Genomic DNA, 17,502 nt, shown 5'->3' on the forward strand with positions numbered 1-17,502 from the left:
AAAGGAGGAAGACAGATGAGCAGCCAGACTGGAGCTGTACCTCTGCTGGTACGCGATATGACCGTCGCCTATCAGAAAAAGCCGGTACTGCGTAATGTAAATCTTTCGGTCCCGGAAGGAAAACTGATCGGCATCATCGGACCAAATGGAGCGGGAAAGTCTACGTTTATCAAAGCGGTTCAAGGCTTGATTCCGACCGCTTCGGGCACTGCGGAGGTGTATGGAAAGCCGTTTTCCCAGCAGCGCAGATCGGTGGGCTACGTCCCCCAACGCGAGTCGGTAGACTGGGATTTTCCTACAGACGCTCTCGACGTAGTCTTGATGGGAAGATACGGACGATTGGGGTGGTTCCGGCGTCCCGGCAAAGCTGACCGGCAGTTTGCCCTGGATTGCCTGAAAAAAGTGGGAATGGCGGATTATGCCGACCGCCAGATCAGCCAATTGTCCGGCGGCCAGCAGCAGCGGGTTTTCCTCGCCCGCGCTCTTGCCCAGGAAGCCCAGCTCTACTTCATGGACGAACCGTTCGCAGGCGTTGATGCTGCCACCGAGAGGGCTATCATTCAGCTTCTGAACGATCTGAAAAAACAGCAAAAAACCGTTCTGGTCGTCCATCACGACCTCCAGACGGTCGATGAGTACTTTGACTGGGTCATCCTGTTGAACAGACGCGTGATCGCCGCAGGTCCCGTCAAAGAGATCTTCACGGCTGAAAACCTGCAAAAAACGTATGGCGGCCGCTTGCAAGTGCTGGGGACCCAGGTTCTCCTCACCAACGACAAAACGTCCGGGGAGGCGGATGCAACATGAATCTCCTTCTCGCCCTTCAAGACCCCAATACGCAATGGGTTTTGATGGGATGCATCCTGCTCGGCACAAGCAGCGGGATTCTCGGCTGCTTTGCCTTTCTGCGGGGGCGTTCGCTCGTCGGCGATGCTCTTGCCCACGCCGCGTTGCCCGGTGTATGCATGATCTTTCTTTTGACTGGCTCCAAATCGATCGGACTGTTTCTCATCGGAGCCGGAGTAGCCGGTTTGTTGGCCAGCTACAGCATTACGGCCATCTCCCGCTACAGCCGGATCAAGGAGGATACTTCACTGGCCATCGTCCTGTCCGTTTTTTTCGGCATCGGCATCGTGCTTTTGACGTTCATCCAGCACAGCGCCAGCGGAAATCAGAGCGGTCTTGACAAATTTTTGTTCGGGCAAGCTGCTTCGTTGGTGAAAAGCGATGTGGTGACGATCATGATCGTGGCCAGTGTACTGATCGGGCTGACGGCGATCCTCTTCAAGGAGTTCACCCTGCTTTCCTTTGACCCGGGATTTGGCCGCGGCCTTGGCTATCCGATGGGCCTCTTGGACGGATTGCTCATGCTGATGCTGCTGATGTCAGTCGTGATCGGCTTGCAGGCAGTCGGAGTCGTCCTCGTCGCCGCCATGTTGATCGCCCCTGCCGTGACCGCTCGATACTGGACGGATAAGCTGAGCAGAATGGTCGTGTTGTCGGGAGTATTCGGTGCGCTTAGCGGCGTGCTTGGTACATTGATCAGCACCCAGCAGGAAAACCTGCCTACCGGCCCGACTATCGTCCTTTCCGCAACCTGCTTTTTTGTCCTTTCGATCCTGTTCTCTCCCCGCAGAGGGGTGCTGGCGCGTCTTTTCCGTTTTTTCAAGCTGCGGCGCAAGGTTCTGATCGAGGATGTTCAGCAGGCCTTGTACGAGTGTTTGGAGGAGCAAGCAGGCAGCTCTCGTCCGGGAGGTGTCTACCTCGGAATCGGTTCGGCCGAGCTCGCTTTGAAAAGCGGAAAAAGCTTGTCCCAGGTGAAAAGCGCTTTGGCAGAGATGGTTCGGCAAAAAATCGTGGCCGAACGTGCCAAGGCGGATGGAAGTTCAACCTGGACGTTTACACCGGATGGGTTGAAAAACTCCTATCTGCTTGTGCTGAACCAAAGGCTGTGGGACCTGTACCACATGAACCAAAATGAGTATCATCACGTTCACATTGATCAATCTCAGGAAGAGCTGGCACCGCAGTTGACTGAAGAAATGCTGGAGAAGATGCTGGCCCAGCTCGAAGCGTATGATTTGACGCCGAAGCTGACGGAAGGCACACAGGCCATAAGCCGCTTGTACGCCCGCGAGCAGGGAGGATTGTCACTATGAATACGTTCTGGATCATTTTGACCGGGGCATTGGTCGCTGCTTCATGCGGTTTTCTGGGCTGCTTTCTGATCCTTCGCAGAATGGCGATGCTCGGGGATGCGATCAGCCACTCGATCCTTCCCGGCATTGTGATTGCCTTTTTGCTGAGCGGGAGCCGCGATATTTTGCCGATGCTGATCGGTGCTGCTGTCGTCGGCCTGTTGACCGTCTTTATCGTGCAGCTTCTCAGTCAAAACGGCGTGAAAGCGGACGCTGCCATTGGCGTAACGTTTACCGCTCTGTTTTCTGTAGGCGTCGTGCTAGTCTCCTTGTACACCGCGCAGGTCGATCTCGATCTGGACTGCGTCCTGTACGGAGAAATCGCTTATGTCCCGTGGGATACATGGCAGTGGGGCGGAATCGACATGGGCCCGCGTGCCGCTTGGGGAATTGGCGGTGTGTTTCTGCTCAGCCTGCTGCTTGTCGGCCTTTTCTTCAAGCAGTTCAAGCTGTGCAGCTTTGATCCCGCCCTTGCTGCCGCGATCGGCATTCCCGTCGTATTTTTCCACTACCTGCTGATGACACTGGTCTCCTTTACAACCGTGGCAGCGTTTGAGAGCGTAGGGGCCATCCTGGTAGTGGCGATGCTGGTCGTGCCCAGCGCGACGGCATACCTATTGACGGAAAAGCTGCACGTCATGCTTTTTATCAGTATGGGGGTTGGCGTTCTCTGCTCGGTATTTGGCTATCTGCTCGCCTCCTGGATGGACAGCTCGATCGCCGGATCGATGACAGCCGTCTCCGGTCTTTTGTTTTTGCTGGCGTTCCTCTTCTCGCCGCGCCACGGGATGGTTATCCGGATGCTGGCCCGCCGCAGGATGCGCTTGGGCACCAATTGATCCGGGAATTGAGTCGTTGTCGTTCCCATGACTTTTCTCATTCAGTTCCCCGAAACGCTGACCTGTTTTCGGAAGAGCCTATGTTTTTTGGTGTAACCACTTCTTGAGTTACCCAAAGTCTAGGGCCATAAAAATAGCTGACGGCAGATACCGTCAGCTTCTTTTTTCTTTTCGGCAAAAGCTCCCCGCTTCGGTGCGTTAACTAGTCTGATCAAGGCGAGGGAGCCGTTTCAAAATTGTAATAGACATACGGGTCCTTCGGCGCCTCTACCTTTTCTACCTTCGATGCCTTCAACACGAGCATGTCGTACTCGTTTACTTTTCTCAACTCCAGCTTTCCCCGAACCTGCACCCAGCTGTCCGTTTTCCACTTGCTGGCCTCCGGCACTTCGACCAGAATGCCAAAGACTGTCGCATCTGCGGTGCAGCAAGAAACAGAGAACCGGGCGACGACGAATTGCTCCGGTGAAAATCCTGCCTCCCGGTACACAAAGCCCATTGTTTGCACTTCTTTGCCGGCAAATTCCTTGGAGAACAAATCCATCGTCGTCAAGCCGTCGAGAAACAGCTTGTCATCCAGCAGAATTACCGGTTGTTTGTACATCTTGACTGCCAAATCGGTATAAAAACCGCCAAATTGTTCAGGGTTGAACAAGGCGCGTAGTTCCTCGTCTGTTGCGGCTGTATTGCCAGAAGCGTGACCTGTGTCCGTATTTTTCGACTCGATGCTGTTTGTTCCGGATGAATTCGAGTCAATCGGGACGACTTCCACCTCCTGCCTAGAGCTGGATGCATCCCCAGCTTCTCCTGTAATTGCAGCGGCATTCGCTTTCTGGCCTGTTCCGGACGACTCCGGCAACCGACCGCTTCCGCTCTCCCCTCCTGCACCTTCCTCTGATAAAGGCGCAGCAACGGTGACTTTCTTTACCCAATGGCTTTCCCCTGTCAAGAGCGTAACACCCCGCTTTTCCGCCAAAGAGCTGCCGAGAATCTTGTCCGGCATCACAAACCCCATCAAGAGCGGCAAAGCAAACAAGGAGTACACAACAATCGAAATCCAGCGGTTGCGAGGGAGCTTGTGGGCGTCCTCGCAGTCACACTCATAGGCTGTAGGTCCAATGACAGCCTGGCGGATACTGGCAATCGTAAGCAGGCAAAAAACCCCGAGCGTGACATAGCTCAGCATATGCAGGCGCGGAGCCAGATACTGACTGAGGCTTCCCGACCAGATCAGCTCCGCGAGCAGCACCGTAAATCCGGCCAACAGAAAGCTGCGCACCCAATAATGACGTTTTACAGCATTCGCATCCATCTGTCTCCCCCCTACACTGGTATGAGCAATGTGACGGCAAGCACCAGCAGCGTCACAGTCAATAGCAGCTTGACGACAAAGCCGAATCGAAACGAGCCAAACAGCATCATCGTGCTTTTCAAGTCAAGCATCGGCCCGTAGACTAGAAAAGCCAACAGCGAGCTGGCATGAAACGTATTTGCGAAGGAAGCCGCGATAAAGGCATCCGCTTCCGAACAGAGCGAGAACACATACGCCATGCCCATCATGACCAAATGGGAAGTAAACGGTGTTTGTCCGATAGACAGCAACGTCTCCCGACTGATCCAGACTTGCAGTACTGAGCTGATCAGGGCGCCAAACAGCAAGTATTTGCCCATATCAAAAAATTCGTCGACCGCGTGGTTCAGCGTAGCACCGAGCTTGCCGCGGACCGCTTCCGCATGTGCCGTCTCATGGCGAATCTCTTGCTCCACACCGAGCCGGAGCGGATTCTTTTTGACGGTCAAAAATATCAGCACACCGGTGATCACGGCGACGAGAAAAGCGGCCAAGACCCGGTAGTAGGCCAGATCAGGAAAGCGTTGAAAAGCAACCACCGTCGATGTAAATACGACCGGGTTGACGACAGGCCCTGCCAGCAGGAAGACAATGCCCACATGAACCGGCATCCCTTTTTGAATCAATCGCCGGACGACCGGAATGATCGCACACTCGCAGACGGGAAAAAGGATTCCCAAAAGGCCCGCAAAAGGAATCGCCGCAAGCGGATGCCGAGGCGTCCAGCGCCTTACCTGCTCTTCCGATACAAACGTCTGAATAAAGGCGGAAAAGAAAACTCCCAACAATACAAACGGGATGGCTTCCAGAAGAATGCTGAGAAAAAGTGTTTTTACATCAAGCAAGCTCGGGGATTGAAGAAAGCCAAGCAAGCCGGACTCGCCACTTCCACCTCTGCCCAGCAACAAGACGACAAACGTTCCCAACAAAAGAGCCCCCATGATTTCCAGAGACAGCCCCCGTATCTTTGCCAGCACAGCTCGTTCCTCCAATCCAGCTTCAAAATTGCTTGTCCTTACTCATTATATGCATTCTTTACAACAATTCCACCTATTGGGAAATGTAAAAAAGAGATTGCTTGCACGAATTGCATACCTGTACTTTTTTTCCAGCTCAATCCGTTTTATAATACCTAAACAGGGAGGTGATGACGTGCCATCTGATGATACGCTCGGAAAAGACGCCCACATATGTGAAATGCAAAGTGTCGATGAAGCCAAGGTAAACCGTTTGAAGCCGCGCATGCAGGAAACCGACGGCGTAGCGACCATCTTTAAAGCGCTTGCTGACGATACGAGAGCGAAAATAATATACGCCCTCGCCCTCGAAGGGGAGCTATGCGTCTGTGATGTAGCAAACGTGATAGAGGGTACGATCGCCAATACCTCTCACCATCTGCGCCTCTTGCGCAATATGGGGCTGGCTCGTTACCGGAAAGAGGGCAAGCTGGTCTACTACTCCCTCGATGATGATCATGTCCGCCATCTGATTCTCTCTGGCGTTGAGCATGCAGCCGAACGAAGACAAAACTGACCTGATATCCCGGAGCCCTTCCCCTTTCTCCCCCTGCTCCGGGCACTTCCATCATCCCGCCAACAACTTTCTTGTCATTCACGCCAGTCTTCTTCCACTTTTATGTTTTCAGATTACCGTGTACTGCATGGAAAGGAGGTGGTCGGCTTTTCCCACGATATAGATTCACCGTTTGACGTTGCTGACTGGTCTAGAGCAAACTCTTGACAAAAGGAGGCGTCATCTATGAATCAACCGGATATCGGGAATATGGATCTGTGCATTAAAGACGTGATGGAGGCAGCCTTGGACAACAACCGAGGACCTGAAGACCCTACGGACTTTCAACAACTGTATACTCGATTAGTCGCCGCACGGGAAAAGCTCCCGCCACTCTATCAGGATCGCGTCTACCAGCCCTTCATCAAGGCACTGGACGAGCTTTCCGAAAAAGGCTTTGCCGAGCTGCTTCGCCGCGATCCCAACCGGGAGCAGGCTGCCGGTTTGCTGCTCGACATCGCACAGGCCATTCTCCAAAACGGAGAAGGCTATGAAGACCGCGCTACCGATGCCTTCCAGGAAGTGGTCAGCGACTTGTATGACGGCTTTCTAAGTGCATCCGACCGAAATGGAATCAAGCCTCCCGACCTCAGTGTGACAGCTCCGCTGGTCAAGTGGGGACGGCCTGAATACGGTCCTTATACGTGGACCATTGCGGCCGCCTCTCACTTTGGCCTTGAAACAGGCATTGTCAATCTCCCGCCCTCTCATGCCAAACGGGGCCTGCTCGGATGGTCTGCGCTGAGCCACGAAACCGCGGGGCATGACATTCTTCACGCAGACACAGGCCTATTGAAAGAACTGGCGCAAAAAATTCGCGAGCAATTGTTGAAGCAAAATTTCACCTTGGGATTGGCCAATTATTGGTCGCAACGAGTGGATGAGACCGCTTCCGATGTACTGGGAATCCTCAACATGGGACCCGCAGCCGGTATCGGCCTGATCGGCTATTTCCGGGGGCTGAACGGTGCATGGAACGGGACGCCGACCTTGCGAAACACGGGGCCTGAGTACGATTCCCATCCTGCCGATATTTTGCGCGGCTATCTTGCTGCCGAAACCGTTCGCCTGCTTCAATTTGACCAGGCGGAAGCGTGGGCAGAGGCGATTTCCGCCGAGACCGACAAGGATTTGACTACCATCCAGCTCGGAAGGCAGACAGTCGATGCCAAAACTGCCCGGAAATCTGCTGCTGTCGTCGCTCAAGCGATAACAGAATCACGTCTCAATAGCCTCGAACAGCATTCACTCGGACAAATCCAGAACTGGCATAACGAAGATGAGCGCATCGCAAGCCAAATCCGGGCACATATCCACTCAGAGTCAAAGCTGCATGAATGCTACGTTTCAGGGATGTATGCCGCGCATGTCGTGGCGGCTTCCGTCACTGCTTCTCTGGAGAAAAACGCAAACATCGAAGCGATTTTTGCCGGCATGCTCGCCTTGCTCAAGGAGATGCACGATGCCAACCCTGCATGGGGACCACTCTACGTCAAGCATCGAGGCGACCTTACGCGTCATCGCGCCTATCGGTTCCCCGCTGCTCAATCAGTCGCTGGATAAGCTTTTGCTGGGCCGCTGAAACCTGGCGGCCATTTTTTTATTCTCATCATTCAAATATATGCTTGATTATTGTTTTGTTTTTGGTATACTTTTCCTAACAGCATGCGGTACTTCATCTGGAACCTTTAAAATGGGAGCTTTCCCCTAAGAAACGAGGTTTTTGCATGAAAACATACGAGGTTATCGTCGTAGGAGCCGGCCAAGCCGGTTTGGCGATGGGATACTACTTGGTCAAAAAAGGAATATCCTGCCTCCTGATAGACAAACATAAGCGGATTGGGGATGTATGGAGAGAGCGTTATGATTCGTTGGTGCTGTTCACCCCGCGCAAACAAAGCGATCTTCCCGGACTTCCTTTTCCCGGCGAACGGAGCGGCCTTCCTGCAAAGGATGAGGTTGCCGACTATCTGGAGCGGTATGCTGCGCATCATTCTCTCCCGATTCAGCTCGATACGGAAGTACAGACCCTAATCCCAACCGGCTTGGGTTATCGCGTGGAAACCTCGGACGGCACTTATAGCGCCCGACAGATCGTCATTGCAACCGGGCCCTTTCAGGTTCCGAACATTCCGCTGATGCATACGCAGGCAGCCGATGATATTGTGCAGCTCCATACAGCTCACTATAAAAACGAAACGCAGCTTCAAGACGGGCCGGTGCTCGTCGTCGGCTCCGGCAATTCCGGTGCGCAAATCGCCGCAGAGCTTGCTTCCCATCGAACCGTTTACCTCTCCATGGGGCAAAAGAGGATGTTTCTTCCCCGTTCCCTGTTCGGGAAGCCCATGTTCTGGTACTTTCAGGCTACAGGCCTGTTGACGGCACCGATAACCTCAAGCTTGGGAAAATGGCTACAATCAAAACCAGACCCGATCTTTGGCTACAGGCGTGAACTGCGCAAATGGGAAAAGGCCGGAACTCTCCAGCTAAAGGAACGCACCGTCGCTTTGTCGGGACGAACCGCAGTTTTTGCAGACGGCAGCCGCACTGACATAGCCAATGTGATATGGAGTACAGGCTTTTATTCCCGCTACGATTGGATAAAAGTTCCGGGAGTTCTCGATCCCAAGGGTCAACCCCTGCATACTCGTGGAGTTTCTCCCGCAAAAGGCATTTATTTTCTGGGGCTGCCCTGGCAGTATCGCCGCTCTTCTGCCTTGCTCGGGGGAGTTGGCTTGGACGCGGCGTACTTGATCGAGCGGATTTGCAATTACTAATTTCATGCTCTCATTGACAGAGGAGGCGTATCTTATGGGTTTCCATCACCACCACGGCGATTCCCACGACCACTCGCACCATCACCATGGAAAGGGCGCAAGCAAACGCGCTCTCGGAATTGCCCTGTCCATCATCACCGTCTTTCTTGTCGTCGAGGTAATCGGCGGATTCATGACCAACAGCCTTGCCCTCCTGTCAGATGCCGGTCACATGCTAAGTGACGCAATGGCTCTGTTGTTAAGCCTGCTTGCATTCATCATGGCTTCCCGCCCGCCTTCTGCCGAAAGAACGTACGGTCTGCACCGATTTGAAATCCTCGCTGCTCTAGTCAACGGGGTGACACTGGTCGTCATCTCGCTTGTCATCCTGTGGGAGGCCTACCAGCGGCTGTGGGATCCGCCTGAGGTGGCCAGCGGCACCATGGTTGCGATCGCCGCCATCGGCCTTTTCGCCAATATCGCCGCTGCGTTCGTACTGATGCGGGGCGACTATAAAAATAACGTCAACGTTCGCAGTGCCTTCTTGCATGTGCTCGGCGACCTGCTCGGTTCTGTCGGGGCCATTATCGGCGGCCTTTTGATGATGTGGTTTGACTGGTATTTGGCCGACCCGCTGATCAGCATCATCGTAGCTGTCCTGATCATGTTCAGCGCCTGGCGCGTCACAAAAGAATCGGTCAACATTTTAATGGAGGCAGTCCCATCACGGATTGACACGAGAAAAATAAAAGAACGCTTGGAGCAAATAAGCGGCGTTCAAGAGGTCCATGATCTTCACGTCTGGACAGTCACGTCAGGCTTTGATTCGCTCACCTGCCACTTGACCGTTCACGACAGCTTGCCAAGCTACCCGATCTTGAATGAAGCCATCCGCATTTTGCACGATGAATTTGGCATTCCGCATACGACGATCCAGGTGGAAAACTCCTCGATCAGACACGCAGAGCTGGCTTGCGAAAATCACGGCGACAACCACCAGAAAAAGCAGCCATGGGCAAATGTTCACGGGCATGATCATGGGGGCAATCACGGACATGTTCACAGCCACGCACCCTCCGATCATGATGACCACGGCTCTGCTCCTGGTCACAGCCGTAGTCATCATCACGATAATCCAAAAGCTACTTCCTGAGTCCTTCTTTCCACGGATCGCAAAAAACTGGAAAGCAAAAAACTCCTGACGCGATTGTCAGGAGTTTTTTCGTATTGTCGGGCGATGCAGGCAAGCTTGCGCTTCTTAATCTTCCAGCGTGGACAGATCGCCGGTTGGAAGTCCAAGCTCCCAAGCCTTCAGCACTCGGCGCATGATTTTGCCGGAGCGGGTTTTCGGCAGTTTGTCGCGGAACTCGATTTCTCTCGGGGCCGCATGCGCAGCCAGCCCTTCTTTTACAAACTTGCGGATTTCTTCCATCAATTCCTCGCTTGGCTCGTAGCCGGCCCGCAGCGAAATGAACGCTTTAATAATTTCCCCACGCACCGGATCGGGCTTGCCGATCACGCCTGCTTCAGCAACCGCCGGATGCTCCACCAGCTTGCTCTCTACTTCAAACGGACCGACCCGTTCGCCGGAGGTGTTGATTACATCGTCTACCCGGCCCTGGAACCAGAAATAGCCATCCTCGTCTTTGTAAGCAGAGTCGCCGGATACATACCAGCCCGGAAAGCGGAAATACTCCTCATACTTGGCCGGGTTTTTCCAGATTTGCCGCATCATTGACGGCCAGCCGGCGCGGACGGCCAGATTCCCCATGCGATTGGGCGGCAGTTCATTTCCGTGATCATCGAGAATCGCCGCGTAGATGCCCGGGAACGGCTTGCCCATCGAACCAGGCTTGATCGGCATGCAGCGGTAGTTGGAGATGATTTGTCCGCCTGTCTCGGTCATCCACCAGTTGTCGTGAATCCGTCTCTGGAAGACCCGCATTCCCCAATGAACGACTTCCGGATTGAGCGGCTCGCCGACGCTCAGGACGTGCCGCAGGGACGACAGGTCAAACTGCTTGACGAGCTCATCGCCCGCACCCATCATCATGCGGAAAGCTGTAGGCGCACTGTACCAAATCGACACCTTGTACTGCTCGATTGTCTTGTACCAAGCCTCCGGCGTAAATCGTCCACCCCGCACGACGTTGGTGACGCCGTTCAGCCATGGGGAGAAAATGCCGTAAGCGGTTCCCGTTACCCAGCCTGGGTCCGCTGCACACCAGTAGATGTCTCCCTCCTGAAAATCGAGAATCCATTTTCCTGTCTGCAGATGCTGAATCATCGCGTTGTGTACATGCAGGACCCCTTTCGGCTTCCCTGTAGAACCGGAGGTGTAGTGCAGAATCATGCCGTCTTCCCGGTCGACCCATTCGATCTCCAGGTCGGAGGAAGCTTCGCTCATCGCTTTTTCAAAGCTGATCAGCCCTTCACCCAGCGAGTCATCCGCCCCTACTACGATCACGTGCTTCAGATGTGGCAGGTCTTTTACAGGAATGCGAGGCAGCAAGGCTGGAGTCGTGACGATGGCGACTGCTTCACTGTCCTCCAAGCGGTCACGGACGGCAGCCTCCATAAAAGCTTCAAAGAGCGGCCCGACGATAGCGCCGAGCTTCAAAATGCCAAAAAAGCTTACATACAATTCCGGGGAACGCGGCATAAAGACGAATACGCGGTCTCCCTTTTTAATTCCCAGATTGCGCAGCACATTCCCGAATTTGTTGGACAACTCGCTCAACTGGGCAAACGTATAGCTTTCATTTCTCGTTGCGTCGCTGAACAACAGAGCTGTTTTATCCCTACGTTCTGTCAAAAGATGTCGATCAAGTGCTTCGTAAGCCATGTTTACCTTTCCCGTTTCGTACCAGGTAAACTGCTTTTCCACTTCGGACCAATCAAAGTTGGCATATGCTTCCTCATAATTCGTCAGGTTGCTTTGTCCTTCCGTAGTTGGAATCATTTCCACTTTCATACCTCTCACTCTCCTTGTGTGGCTGAAGGATCTTTTTCTTTCAACTTTCATAATATTTCTTCACTTCTTGACAAATTCCTCCTACCAAAAACCTACTTCCCCTATCGAATCTTTTATCCGGTATAATAGACGTACAAATCATAATGCGGAGGTGAGATCCGGGATGACCTGGATTTTCTTTTTTTTGCTGATTGCTGTCCTCTTTGCCCGTGCCTACCGCAATACGTTTAAAGTAAACACCACATTTGTCGATATTGCACTGAAACAGTCGGAACGAGTGCCAAACGCAGAACGGCATTTGCCGCTTTCCATTTTGCACCTTTCCGATTTGCATATGGAAAACCTTTCGATCAAGGCGGAGCAGATCGCCCGTGACTATGCTGCTCGCAACGTCGACTTGATCGCGATCACAGGGGACCTGCTCGATCGCGAGAAAAATATCCCCAAAGCCGTCCGCTACGTGGAAACCGTCATGTCGCTTCAGCCCCGTCTCGGCACTTACGTTGTTCTGGGCAACCACGACTATGTCCTCTCCTCTCCAAAACTGGCCCAGCTAATAGCGGAGCTGAGACGGATCGGCTGCAAGGTCCTGATCAACGAGCACGTAACGGTAAATGCGTATGGCCAACCGCTGCACATTATCGGAGTTGACGACTACGCTACCCGCCACAGCGATCTGAAAAAGGCGTTCAACGGCGTTCCCGAAGAGGGACTGCGACTTGTATTGACGCATGACCCCAACCTCGTCCTGGAAATGAAGGACTATCCGTACGACTATTTGCTCGCAGGCCATTTTCATGGCGGGCAGATTCACTGGCCCAAGCCATACCATTTGGCAAAGATGGGGAAACTGCCAAAGCTCAACATGGTGAAAGGCTTGCATCAGTTCGACGGCCGTCCCTTCTACATCAGCGAGGGCGTGGGACAGACCGGGTTGAACATTCGCCTGCGCTCGCGTCCCGAGATCGCTTTGCACACCCTCGCGCCTGCATCGTATTTCGCCCTGGCTCAGTCTCACGAAGTGAATTCTGAGACGGTGCATGCGGCAGAGGACATCCAAGCTGTAAAGAAGGTACCTGCAGCAGAAGCTGCTCCCACCCTGGCTCTCGATTAAGGTATAATGAGGCCAACGGATAAAAAGACGGGGTGCGGAGATGAACGATTGGAAATACGAAGTCGATAAAATCCGGCAGGCGACAAACCTGCCTATTTCCTATTTGTGCGGTACCGTAGAACAGATCAGGGCGGAGTCGCTGCGACTGGAAGAGGAAGGCTGGGAGATCGTCGCCCAAGCAAGCTCGAGCGGCCAATGCAGCATCGTGATGATTCCGAGCACAGCGTGGGAAGGCGTTCCGCGAGCGCTCCTCTCCCTCATGTTTTCGGAGAAGCTGCAGGCCGCCTCGGACCAGTCACAGCTTGCGAACTGGTTACACGAGATCGCTTTGGGAGCGCCTACTCCCCCTCCTGCCGGGTTGGCAAAACAACTGCATTGGCAAGAGCCGCGGGTTCCTTTTTTGCTGGAGCAGTGCCGGGAAGGCTTTTCATGGCATTCCCTTGCTCCGATCCTGCCGGATTTTTTCAAGGGGGCTTCCCTCTCCCAGTTTCCCCTGCCTTTCCCCTACCTGTTGCTGGCAGTCCCTTTGTCTGCTCTTGGCTCAAAGCTCGACGAGGAAACGGGCTTGGAGTGGGCATCCGGCTTGCATGACCTGTTCTCGACGGAATGCATGGAAAATGTGCGGGTTATCGTCGGCGAGCCAGTCGGGCAGCCGCCACAGCTGGGGGACGCTCTGACGCGGGCTTTAACCCTGTCCAGTGCCTTGCGTAAATTCCGGCCAAAAACAATGGTTGCCAGCGTACGCCAATTTCCGCTGGAGCGCTGGGTGATGATGCTTGGCCCGGAGACAACGGAGTCTCTGCAAAAGGCCATCGAAGAGATGATCCCTCTGCCTCAGTTGAATGCGGAGCAGGTTGAGACGCTGGAAACGTTTTTTGCCAGGCACCTGAATGTCAGCGAGACAGCCCGGCAGCTTTTTCTCCACCGAAATACGCTGCTGTACCGGTTGGACAAGCTTACCGAACAGACCGGACTGGACCCGCGGCAGTTCACCGAAGCCGTTCTGCTGCAGCTTCTTCTGCTCTTTCGTCAAAAATAACCAAACAATTCGTGCAATTTGACCATAGAGCACCTCTTTCTGTTGCTGGTACGATATGGATACCATACGTATCAGACAGCATGTATATTCCGGGGAGGTGCCGTTCGTGGCTAAAGTTAGCTTGCAGCACATTTACAAAAAATTCGGAAACAATGTCATTGCTGTTAATGATTTTCATCTTGAAATCGAAGACAGGGAATTCCTTGTTCTCGTCGGACCATCCGGCTGCGGGAAATCTACAACTCTGCGGATGATTGCGGGCCTGGAGGAGATATCGGAGGGCGACCTGTACATCGGGGACCGGCGTGTCAATGATGTCGCACCAAAAGACCGGGACATCGCCATGGTCTTTCAAAGCTACGCCCTCTACCCTCATATGAACGTGTACGAAAACATGGCCTTTGGTTTGAAGCTGCGCAAATTTTCCAAAGCGGAAATTGACAAACGGATACAGGAAGCCGCTCGGATCCTCGACATTTCCCACCTTTTGGACCGCAAGCCGAAAGCGCTTTCCGGCGGGCAGCGCCAGCGTGTCGCACTGGGACGCGCGATCGTCCGCGAGCCGCAGGTGTTTTTGATGGACGAGCCGTTGTCCAACCTTGACGCCAAGCTGCGGGTGCAGATGCGCACGGAAATCCTGAAGCTGCACCAACGGCTCAATACGACCATTATTTACGTTACCCATGACCAGACTGAAGCGATGACCATGGGCGACCGGATCGTCGTGATGAAGGATGGCCTGATCCAGCAAGTGGCTACCCCCACAGACATATACAACTACCCTGTCAATCAATTTGTCGCCAGCTTTATCGGGTCGCCTGCGATGAATTTTATCAAAGGACGCATTACTGAAAAGGAGGGCCGCCTCGTTTTCGACGCCCCCCACATCCATGTCAGCTTCCCTGAGGACAAAGCCAAGCTTTTGAAAGAGCGCGGCTATGTCAACAAAGAGGTCACCTTTGGCATCCGTCCGGAGGATATATACAGCGACAATCAATTTATTGAAGCCAATCCGTTTGACAGTTCCATCGAGGCTGTCATTGATGTAGTGGAAAATATGGGATCGGAGCTGTATGTTTACTTTACCAACGTGGGCGAAACCCAGATGGTTGCCCGCGTCGATGCCCGCGAAGGCTTTAAACCGCGCATGTCTGTCAAGCTGGGCATGGATTTGTCCAAGTGCCACGTATTTGACAGCGAGACAGAATTGGCGGTATTCTAGGTTTGAGTGGCAAAAGGAATGTCCCCGCCGGCATTCCTTTTCTTTATTATGTCCGCAAATGGAAGCAGACAACGAGATTGCGCATGCTGCGTATTGGAGAGGAAGAGAGAGAATGCCATACAAAATCGTCTTTTTTGACATTGACGGCACTTTGCTGAACACAGCGCACACCATTCCCCCGAATACAAAAGCCGCTATCCGCAGGTTGAAAGCGAACGGTGTGCGCGTCGCGATCGCAACCGGACGAGCCCCTTACCACCTGGCCCCGATCGCAGATGAATTGGATATCGACACCTTTGTCAGTTTCAACGGCTCCTATGTCGTTGTCGAGGGAAAACGTATTCACCATACGCCGATGAGCACGGCTACCCTGGAAGCTCTGGAAGCACATGCAGAATCGAATCAGCACCCGATGGTTTTTTTGGGAGCTGACACTTGCTATGCAAACAAGGCTGACCACCCGGACGTCATCGATTCTTTTCATTATTTACAGCTGTCTCCCCCTGGCTACCATGAGCGATACTGGGAGCAGACGCCGATCTATCAAGCATTTTTGTACTGCAAGGAAACGGAAGCAAAAGAATATCTGGAGCGAGCTCATCCGGTCACATTCATCCGTTGGCATCCGAATGTTCTCGATGTCTTGCCGCCCAACGGCTCCAAGGCTAGAGGCATTGAAGCAGTGCTGCGCCATTACGGTCTGGCACCTGAGGATGCGGTTGCCTTTGGCGATGGATTGAATGACAAGGAAATGCTTTCCTTTGTAGGGATGGGCGTCGCGATGGGGAATGCCCATGAAGATGTAAAGCCGTTGGCAAATCTGGTCACACGGCATGTGGATGCAGACGGCATTTTCCACGGTCTTCGCCAGCTGAAGCTGATCTGATCCCGGTCAGTTGGACGAGCTTGCCCGCTGGATCGTTTTTGCAAACAAAAAGAGGACTTTCTATAAACTGTCAGCTTTTTTTCTTCATAATCACTCCTTCCGTGCACACGCTATATCTATAAAAGCATGGAGGGAGTGAGTTTTTTTGCGAGCCTTGCCCCCGATTTTCGTAGCCCTCGCGTTGGTCGGCCTGGCGGTCATCCCACTGACCTGGCACCAGAATCAGGAAATGCGCGAGCCTCACCCCCGCCTTACCTCGGTCAACACCAGCATCCCGAGGATCAACTATATCGAACAAGTGCGAGACGTCCGTCGAGACTTGGAGAAGAGCGCCCATATCAAAACCTTGCACCACAATGAACAGGATAAGAGTCACTATGTCGAACACGAAGTTGTCGTGCGGTTCCACCCTCGCCCCGATCAGAAAACGATCGACAAGCTGCTCGCCTCCTTGGATGGAAAAGTGAAACGCGATTACGGCCAAGCCATGATTATCAAATCTCGCTCGCTTTCGACCAAAGACTTGATGAAGAAGCTGGCCGAACATCCCGACTCCGTCTATGCGGAGCCCAACTATCTGCTGCTGCCAAACCGCGTTCCAAACGATACCTACTACCGGGAATACCAGTGGAATCTGCCGATGATCGGGATGGAGGACAGCTGGAATATCACCAGGGGCAGCAACAAGGTGGTTGTCGCCATCGTTGACACGGGAATTGATATGACGCACCCCGAGTTTCAGGACAAGCTGGTAGAAGGCTACAATGTGCTGGAAGACAACAATACGCCTGAAGACGACAACGGCCACGGCACCCATGTGGCAGGAGTAATCGCCGCCCGGACAAACAATGCTGACGGGATTGCCGGGATGTCCTGGAACAGCAAGCTCATGCCGATCAAGGCAATCGGGGCGGACGGCTCCGGCTCCGCATTTGACATCGCCCAAGGCATATACTGGGCTACTGACCATGGAGCCGACGTGATTAATCTGAGTGTCGGCAACTACACCCCGTCTGCCGCGCTGCAGGAGGCTTGTCGATACGCTTTTGAACGAAATGTCATCCTCGTCGCCGCATCCGGCAATGACGCCAGCGAACAGCCCAGTTACCCCGCTTCTTACAAGGAAGTCCTGTCTGTAGCGGCTGTTGACCACAATCGGGAACGGGCCGACTTTTCCAATTTTGGCGCTCAAGTCGATGTCGCTGCGCCCGGTGTAGACATTCCCAGTACCTATATCTATAGCGACTACGCTGTGCTTTCCGGCACCTCAATGGCGTGTCCGCACGTCACCGCGTTGGCCTCGCTCCTCCGCTCTGTCCGTCCGGGTATGAAAAACACCGAAGTGATGGAAGTCATTCGCTCTTCGGCGGACGACCTCGGGCCTCCGGGCAAAGACAAACTGTACGGATACGGTCTGATCAACGTCAATACCGCGATCAGAAGCTTGAAGCCCGCCGCTCAGGAAATGAGAGAAGAGAAGCCCGAAACCATCGGCGGCCTGCTCAACAAGTTTTTCCTGCGTCTGCGGCAAGGGTTTGAGTAAGAATAACA

15 protein-coding genes are annotated in these 17,502 nt (G+C 53.6%); 12 read left to right on the top strand and 3 right to left on the bottom strand.

From position 1 onward, the window contains the following. The first annotated feature begins 15 nt into the window (after positions 1-15). Genes EDM54_RS03000 through EDM54_RS03010 form a run of 3 tightly spaced genes read left to right on the top strand, consistent with a single transcriptional unit; the run spans position 16 to position 3,037 of the window. Complete coding sequence (locus EDM54_RS03000; protein WP_003387453.1) at positions 16-807, top strand: metal ABC transporter ATP-binding protein; 792 nt, start codon at positions 16-18, stop codon at positions 805-807. Continuing rightward, positions 804-2,159, top strand: coding sequence for a metal ABC transporter permease (locus tag EDM54_RS03005; protein WP_024985133.1), 1,356 nt, complete (start codon positions 804-806; stop codon positions 2,157-2,159). The genes EDM54_RS03000 and EDM54_RS03005 overlap by 4 nt, the downstream gene beginning before the upstream one ends. Then, the gene (locus EDM54_RS03010) at positions 2,156-3,037 is read left to right on the top strand and encodes a metal ABC transporter permease (RefSeq protein ID WP_003387455.1); all 882 of its coding nucleotides are present in this window, start codon (positions 2,156-2,158) and stop codon (positions 3,035-3,037) included. The genes EDM54_RS03005 and EDM54_RS03010 overlap by 4 nt, the downstream gene beginning before the upstream one ends. A gap of 211 nt (positions 3,038-3,248) precedes the next feature. On the opposite strand, the gene EDM54_RS03015 is transcribed toward EDM54_RS03010, so the two are convergent. Continuing rightward, positions 3,249-4,349 carry a TIGR03943 family putative permease subunit gene (locus EDM54_RS03015; protein ID WP_024985132.1) on the bottom strand — a complete coding sequence of 367 codons (1,101 nt, stop codon included), beginning with the start codon at positions 4,347-4,349 and terminating at the stop codon, positions 3,249-3,251. 11 nt (positions 4,350-4,360) lie between these two features. Next, the gene (locus EDM54_RS03020) at positions 4,361-5,365 is read right to left on the bottom strand and encodes a permease (RefSeq protein ID WP_122957749.1); all 1,005 of its coding nucleotides are present in this window, start codon (positions 5,363-5,365) and stop codon (positions 4,361-4,363) included. Positions 5,366-5,585: 220 nt separating this feature from the next. Here EDM54_RS03020 and EDM54_RS03025 point away from each other — a divergent pair, with 220 nt between their 5' ends. The 4 genes from EDM54_RS03025 to EDM54_RS03040 all read left to right on the top strand — a co-directional run bounded on the left by EDM54_RS03025 (position 5,586) and on the right by EDM54_RS03040 (position 9,869). Beyond that, on the top strand, positions 5,586-5,921 hold the full coding sequence (locus EDM54_RS03025) for an ArsR/SmtB family transcription factor (RefSeq protein ID WP_051994747.1): 336 nt from the start codon (positions 5,586-5,588) through the stop codon (positions 5,919-5,921). Positions 5,922-6,146: 225 nt separating this feature from the next. After that, a complete protein-coding gene (locus EDM54_RS03030; RefSeq protein ID WP_024985130.1) occupies positions 6,147-7,523 on the top strand; it encodes a hypothetical protein in 1,377 nt (458 codons plus the stop codon). Positions 7,524-7,687: 164 nt separating this feature from the next. Continuing rightward, the gene (locus EDM54_RS03035) at positions 7,688-8,737 is read left to right on the top strand and encodes a flavin-containing monooxygenase (RefSeq protein ID WP_122957750.1); all 1,050 of its coding nucleotides are present in this window, start codon (positions 7,688-7,690) and stop codon (positions 8,735-8,737) included. A gap of 34 nt (positions 8,738-8,771) precedes the next feature. Further along, positions 8,772-9,869, top strand: coding sequence for a cation diffusion facilitator family transporter (locus EDM54_RS03040; RefSeq protein ID WP_122957751.1), 1,098 nt, complete (start codon positions 8,772-8,774; stop codon positions 9,867-9,869). 105 nt (positions 9,870-9,974) lie between these two features. Here the strand turns inward: EDM54_RS03040 and acsA are convergent, their stop codons facing one another. Beyond that, the gene (gene acsA / locus EDM54_RS03045; RefSeq protein WP_003387464.1) at positions 9,975-11,690 is read right to left on the bottom strand and encodes an acetate--CoA ligase; all 1,716 of its coding nucleotides are present in this window, start codon (positions 11,688-11,690) and stop codon (positions 9,975-9,977) included. Positions 11,691-11,853: 163 nt separating this feature from the next. Between acsA and EDM54_RS03050 the strand changes: the two genes are divergently transcribed. The 5 genes from EDM54_RS03050 to EDM54_RS03070 all read left to right on the top strand — a co-directional run bounded on the left by EDM54_RS03050 (position 11,854) and on the right by EDM54_RS03070 (position 17,494). Beyond that, positions 11,854-12,804, top strand: coding sequence for a metallophosphoesterase (locus tag EDM54_RS03050; RefSeq protein WP_003387465.1), 951 nt, complete (start codon positions 11,854-11,856; stop codon positions 12,802-12,804). A gap of 40 nt (positions 12,805-12,844) precedes the next feature. Further along, complete coding sequence (locus EDM54_RS03055) at positions 12,845-13,843, top strand: PucR family transcriptional regulator (protein WP_031931736.1); 999 nt, start codon at positions 12,845-12,847, stop codon at positions 13,841-13,843. A 106-nt stretch (positions 13,844-13,949) separates the two neighbouring features. Beyond that, positions 13,950-15,065 (top strand): ABC transporter ATP-binding protein, encoded by a 1,116-nt coding sequence (locus EDM54_RS03060; RefSeq protein WP_003387467.1) that lies wholly within the window; start codon positions 13,950-13,952, stop codon positions 15,063-15,065. A gap of 112 nt (positions 15,066-15,177) precedes the next feature. Further along, the gene (locus tag EDM54_RS03065; protein ID WP_122957752.1) at positions 15,178-15,951 is read left to right on the top strand and encodes a Cof-type HAD-IIB family hydrolase; all 774 of its coding nucleotides are present in this window, start codon (positions 15,178-15,180) and stop codon (positions 15,949-15,951) included. A gap of 145 nt (positions 15,952-16,096) precedes the next feature. Continuing rightward, positions 16,097-17,494, top strand: a complete 1,398-nt coding sequence (locus EDM54_RS03070; protein ID WP_122957753.1) for a S8 family peptidase — start codon at positions 16,097-16,099, stop codon at positions 17,492-17,494. The last annotated feature ends 8 nt before the right edge of the window (positions 17,495-17,502 follow it).

The sequence above is a fragment of the Brevibacillus borstelensis genome (assembly GCF_003710865.1).
Taxonomy (GTDB): Bacteria; Bacillota; Bacilli; order Brevibacillales; family Brevibacillaceae; genus Brevibacillus; species Brevibacillus borstelensis.

Coding starts and splice junctions, on each gene's coding strand:
- EDM54_RS03000 (WP_003387453.1), top strand. CDS start 16: ATGAGCAGCCAGACTGGAGCTGTACCTCTGCTGGTACGCGATATGACC.
- EDM54_RS03005 (WP_024985133.1), top strand. CDS start 804: ATGAATCTCCTTCTCGCCCTTCAAGACCCCAATACGCAATGGGTTTTG.
- EDM54_RS03010 (WP_003387455.1), top strand. CDS start 2,156: ATGAATACGTTCTGGATCATTTTGACCGGGGCATTGGTCGCTGCTTCA.
- EDM54_RS03015 (WP_024985132.1), bottom strand. CDS start 4,349: ATGGATGCGAATGCTGTAAAACGTCATTATTGGGTGCGCAGCTTTCTG.
- EDM54_RS03025 (WP_051994747.1), top strand. CDS start 5,586: ATGCAAAGTGTCGATGAAGCCAAGGTAAACCGTTTGAAGCCGCGCATG.
- EDM54_RS03030 (WP_024985130.1), top strand. CDS start 6,147: ATGAATCAACCGGATATCGGGAATATGGATCTGTGCATTAAAGACGTG.
- EDM54_RS03035 (WP_122957750.1), top strand. CDS start 7,688: ATGAAAACATACGAGGTTATCGTCGTAGGAGCCGGCCAAGCCGGTTTG.
- EDM54_RS03040 (WP_122957751.1), top strand. CDS start 8,772: ATGGGTTTCCATCACCACCACGGCGATTCCCACGACCACTCGCACCAT.
- acsA (WP_003387464.1), bottom strand. CDS start 11,690: ATGAAAGTGGAAATGATTCCAACTACGGAAGGACAAAGCAACCTGACG.
- EDM54_RS03050 (WP_003387465.1), top strand. CDS start 11,854: ATGACCTGGATTTTCTTTTTTTTGCTGATTGCTGTCCTCTTTGCCCGT.
- EDM54_RS03055 (WP_031931736.1), top strand. CDS start 12,845: ATGAACGATTGGAAATACGAAGTCGATAAAATCCGGCAGGCGACAAAC.
- EDM54_RS03065 (WP_122957752.1), top strand. CDS start 15,178: ATGCCATACAAAATCGTCTTTTTTGACATTGACGGCACTTTGCTGAAC.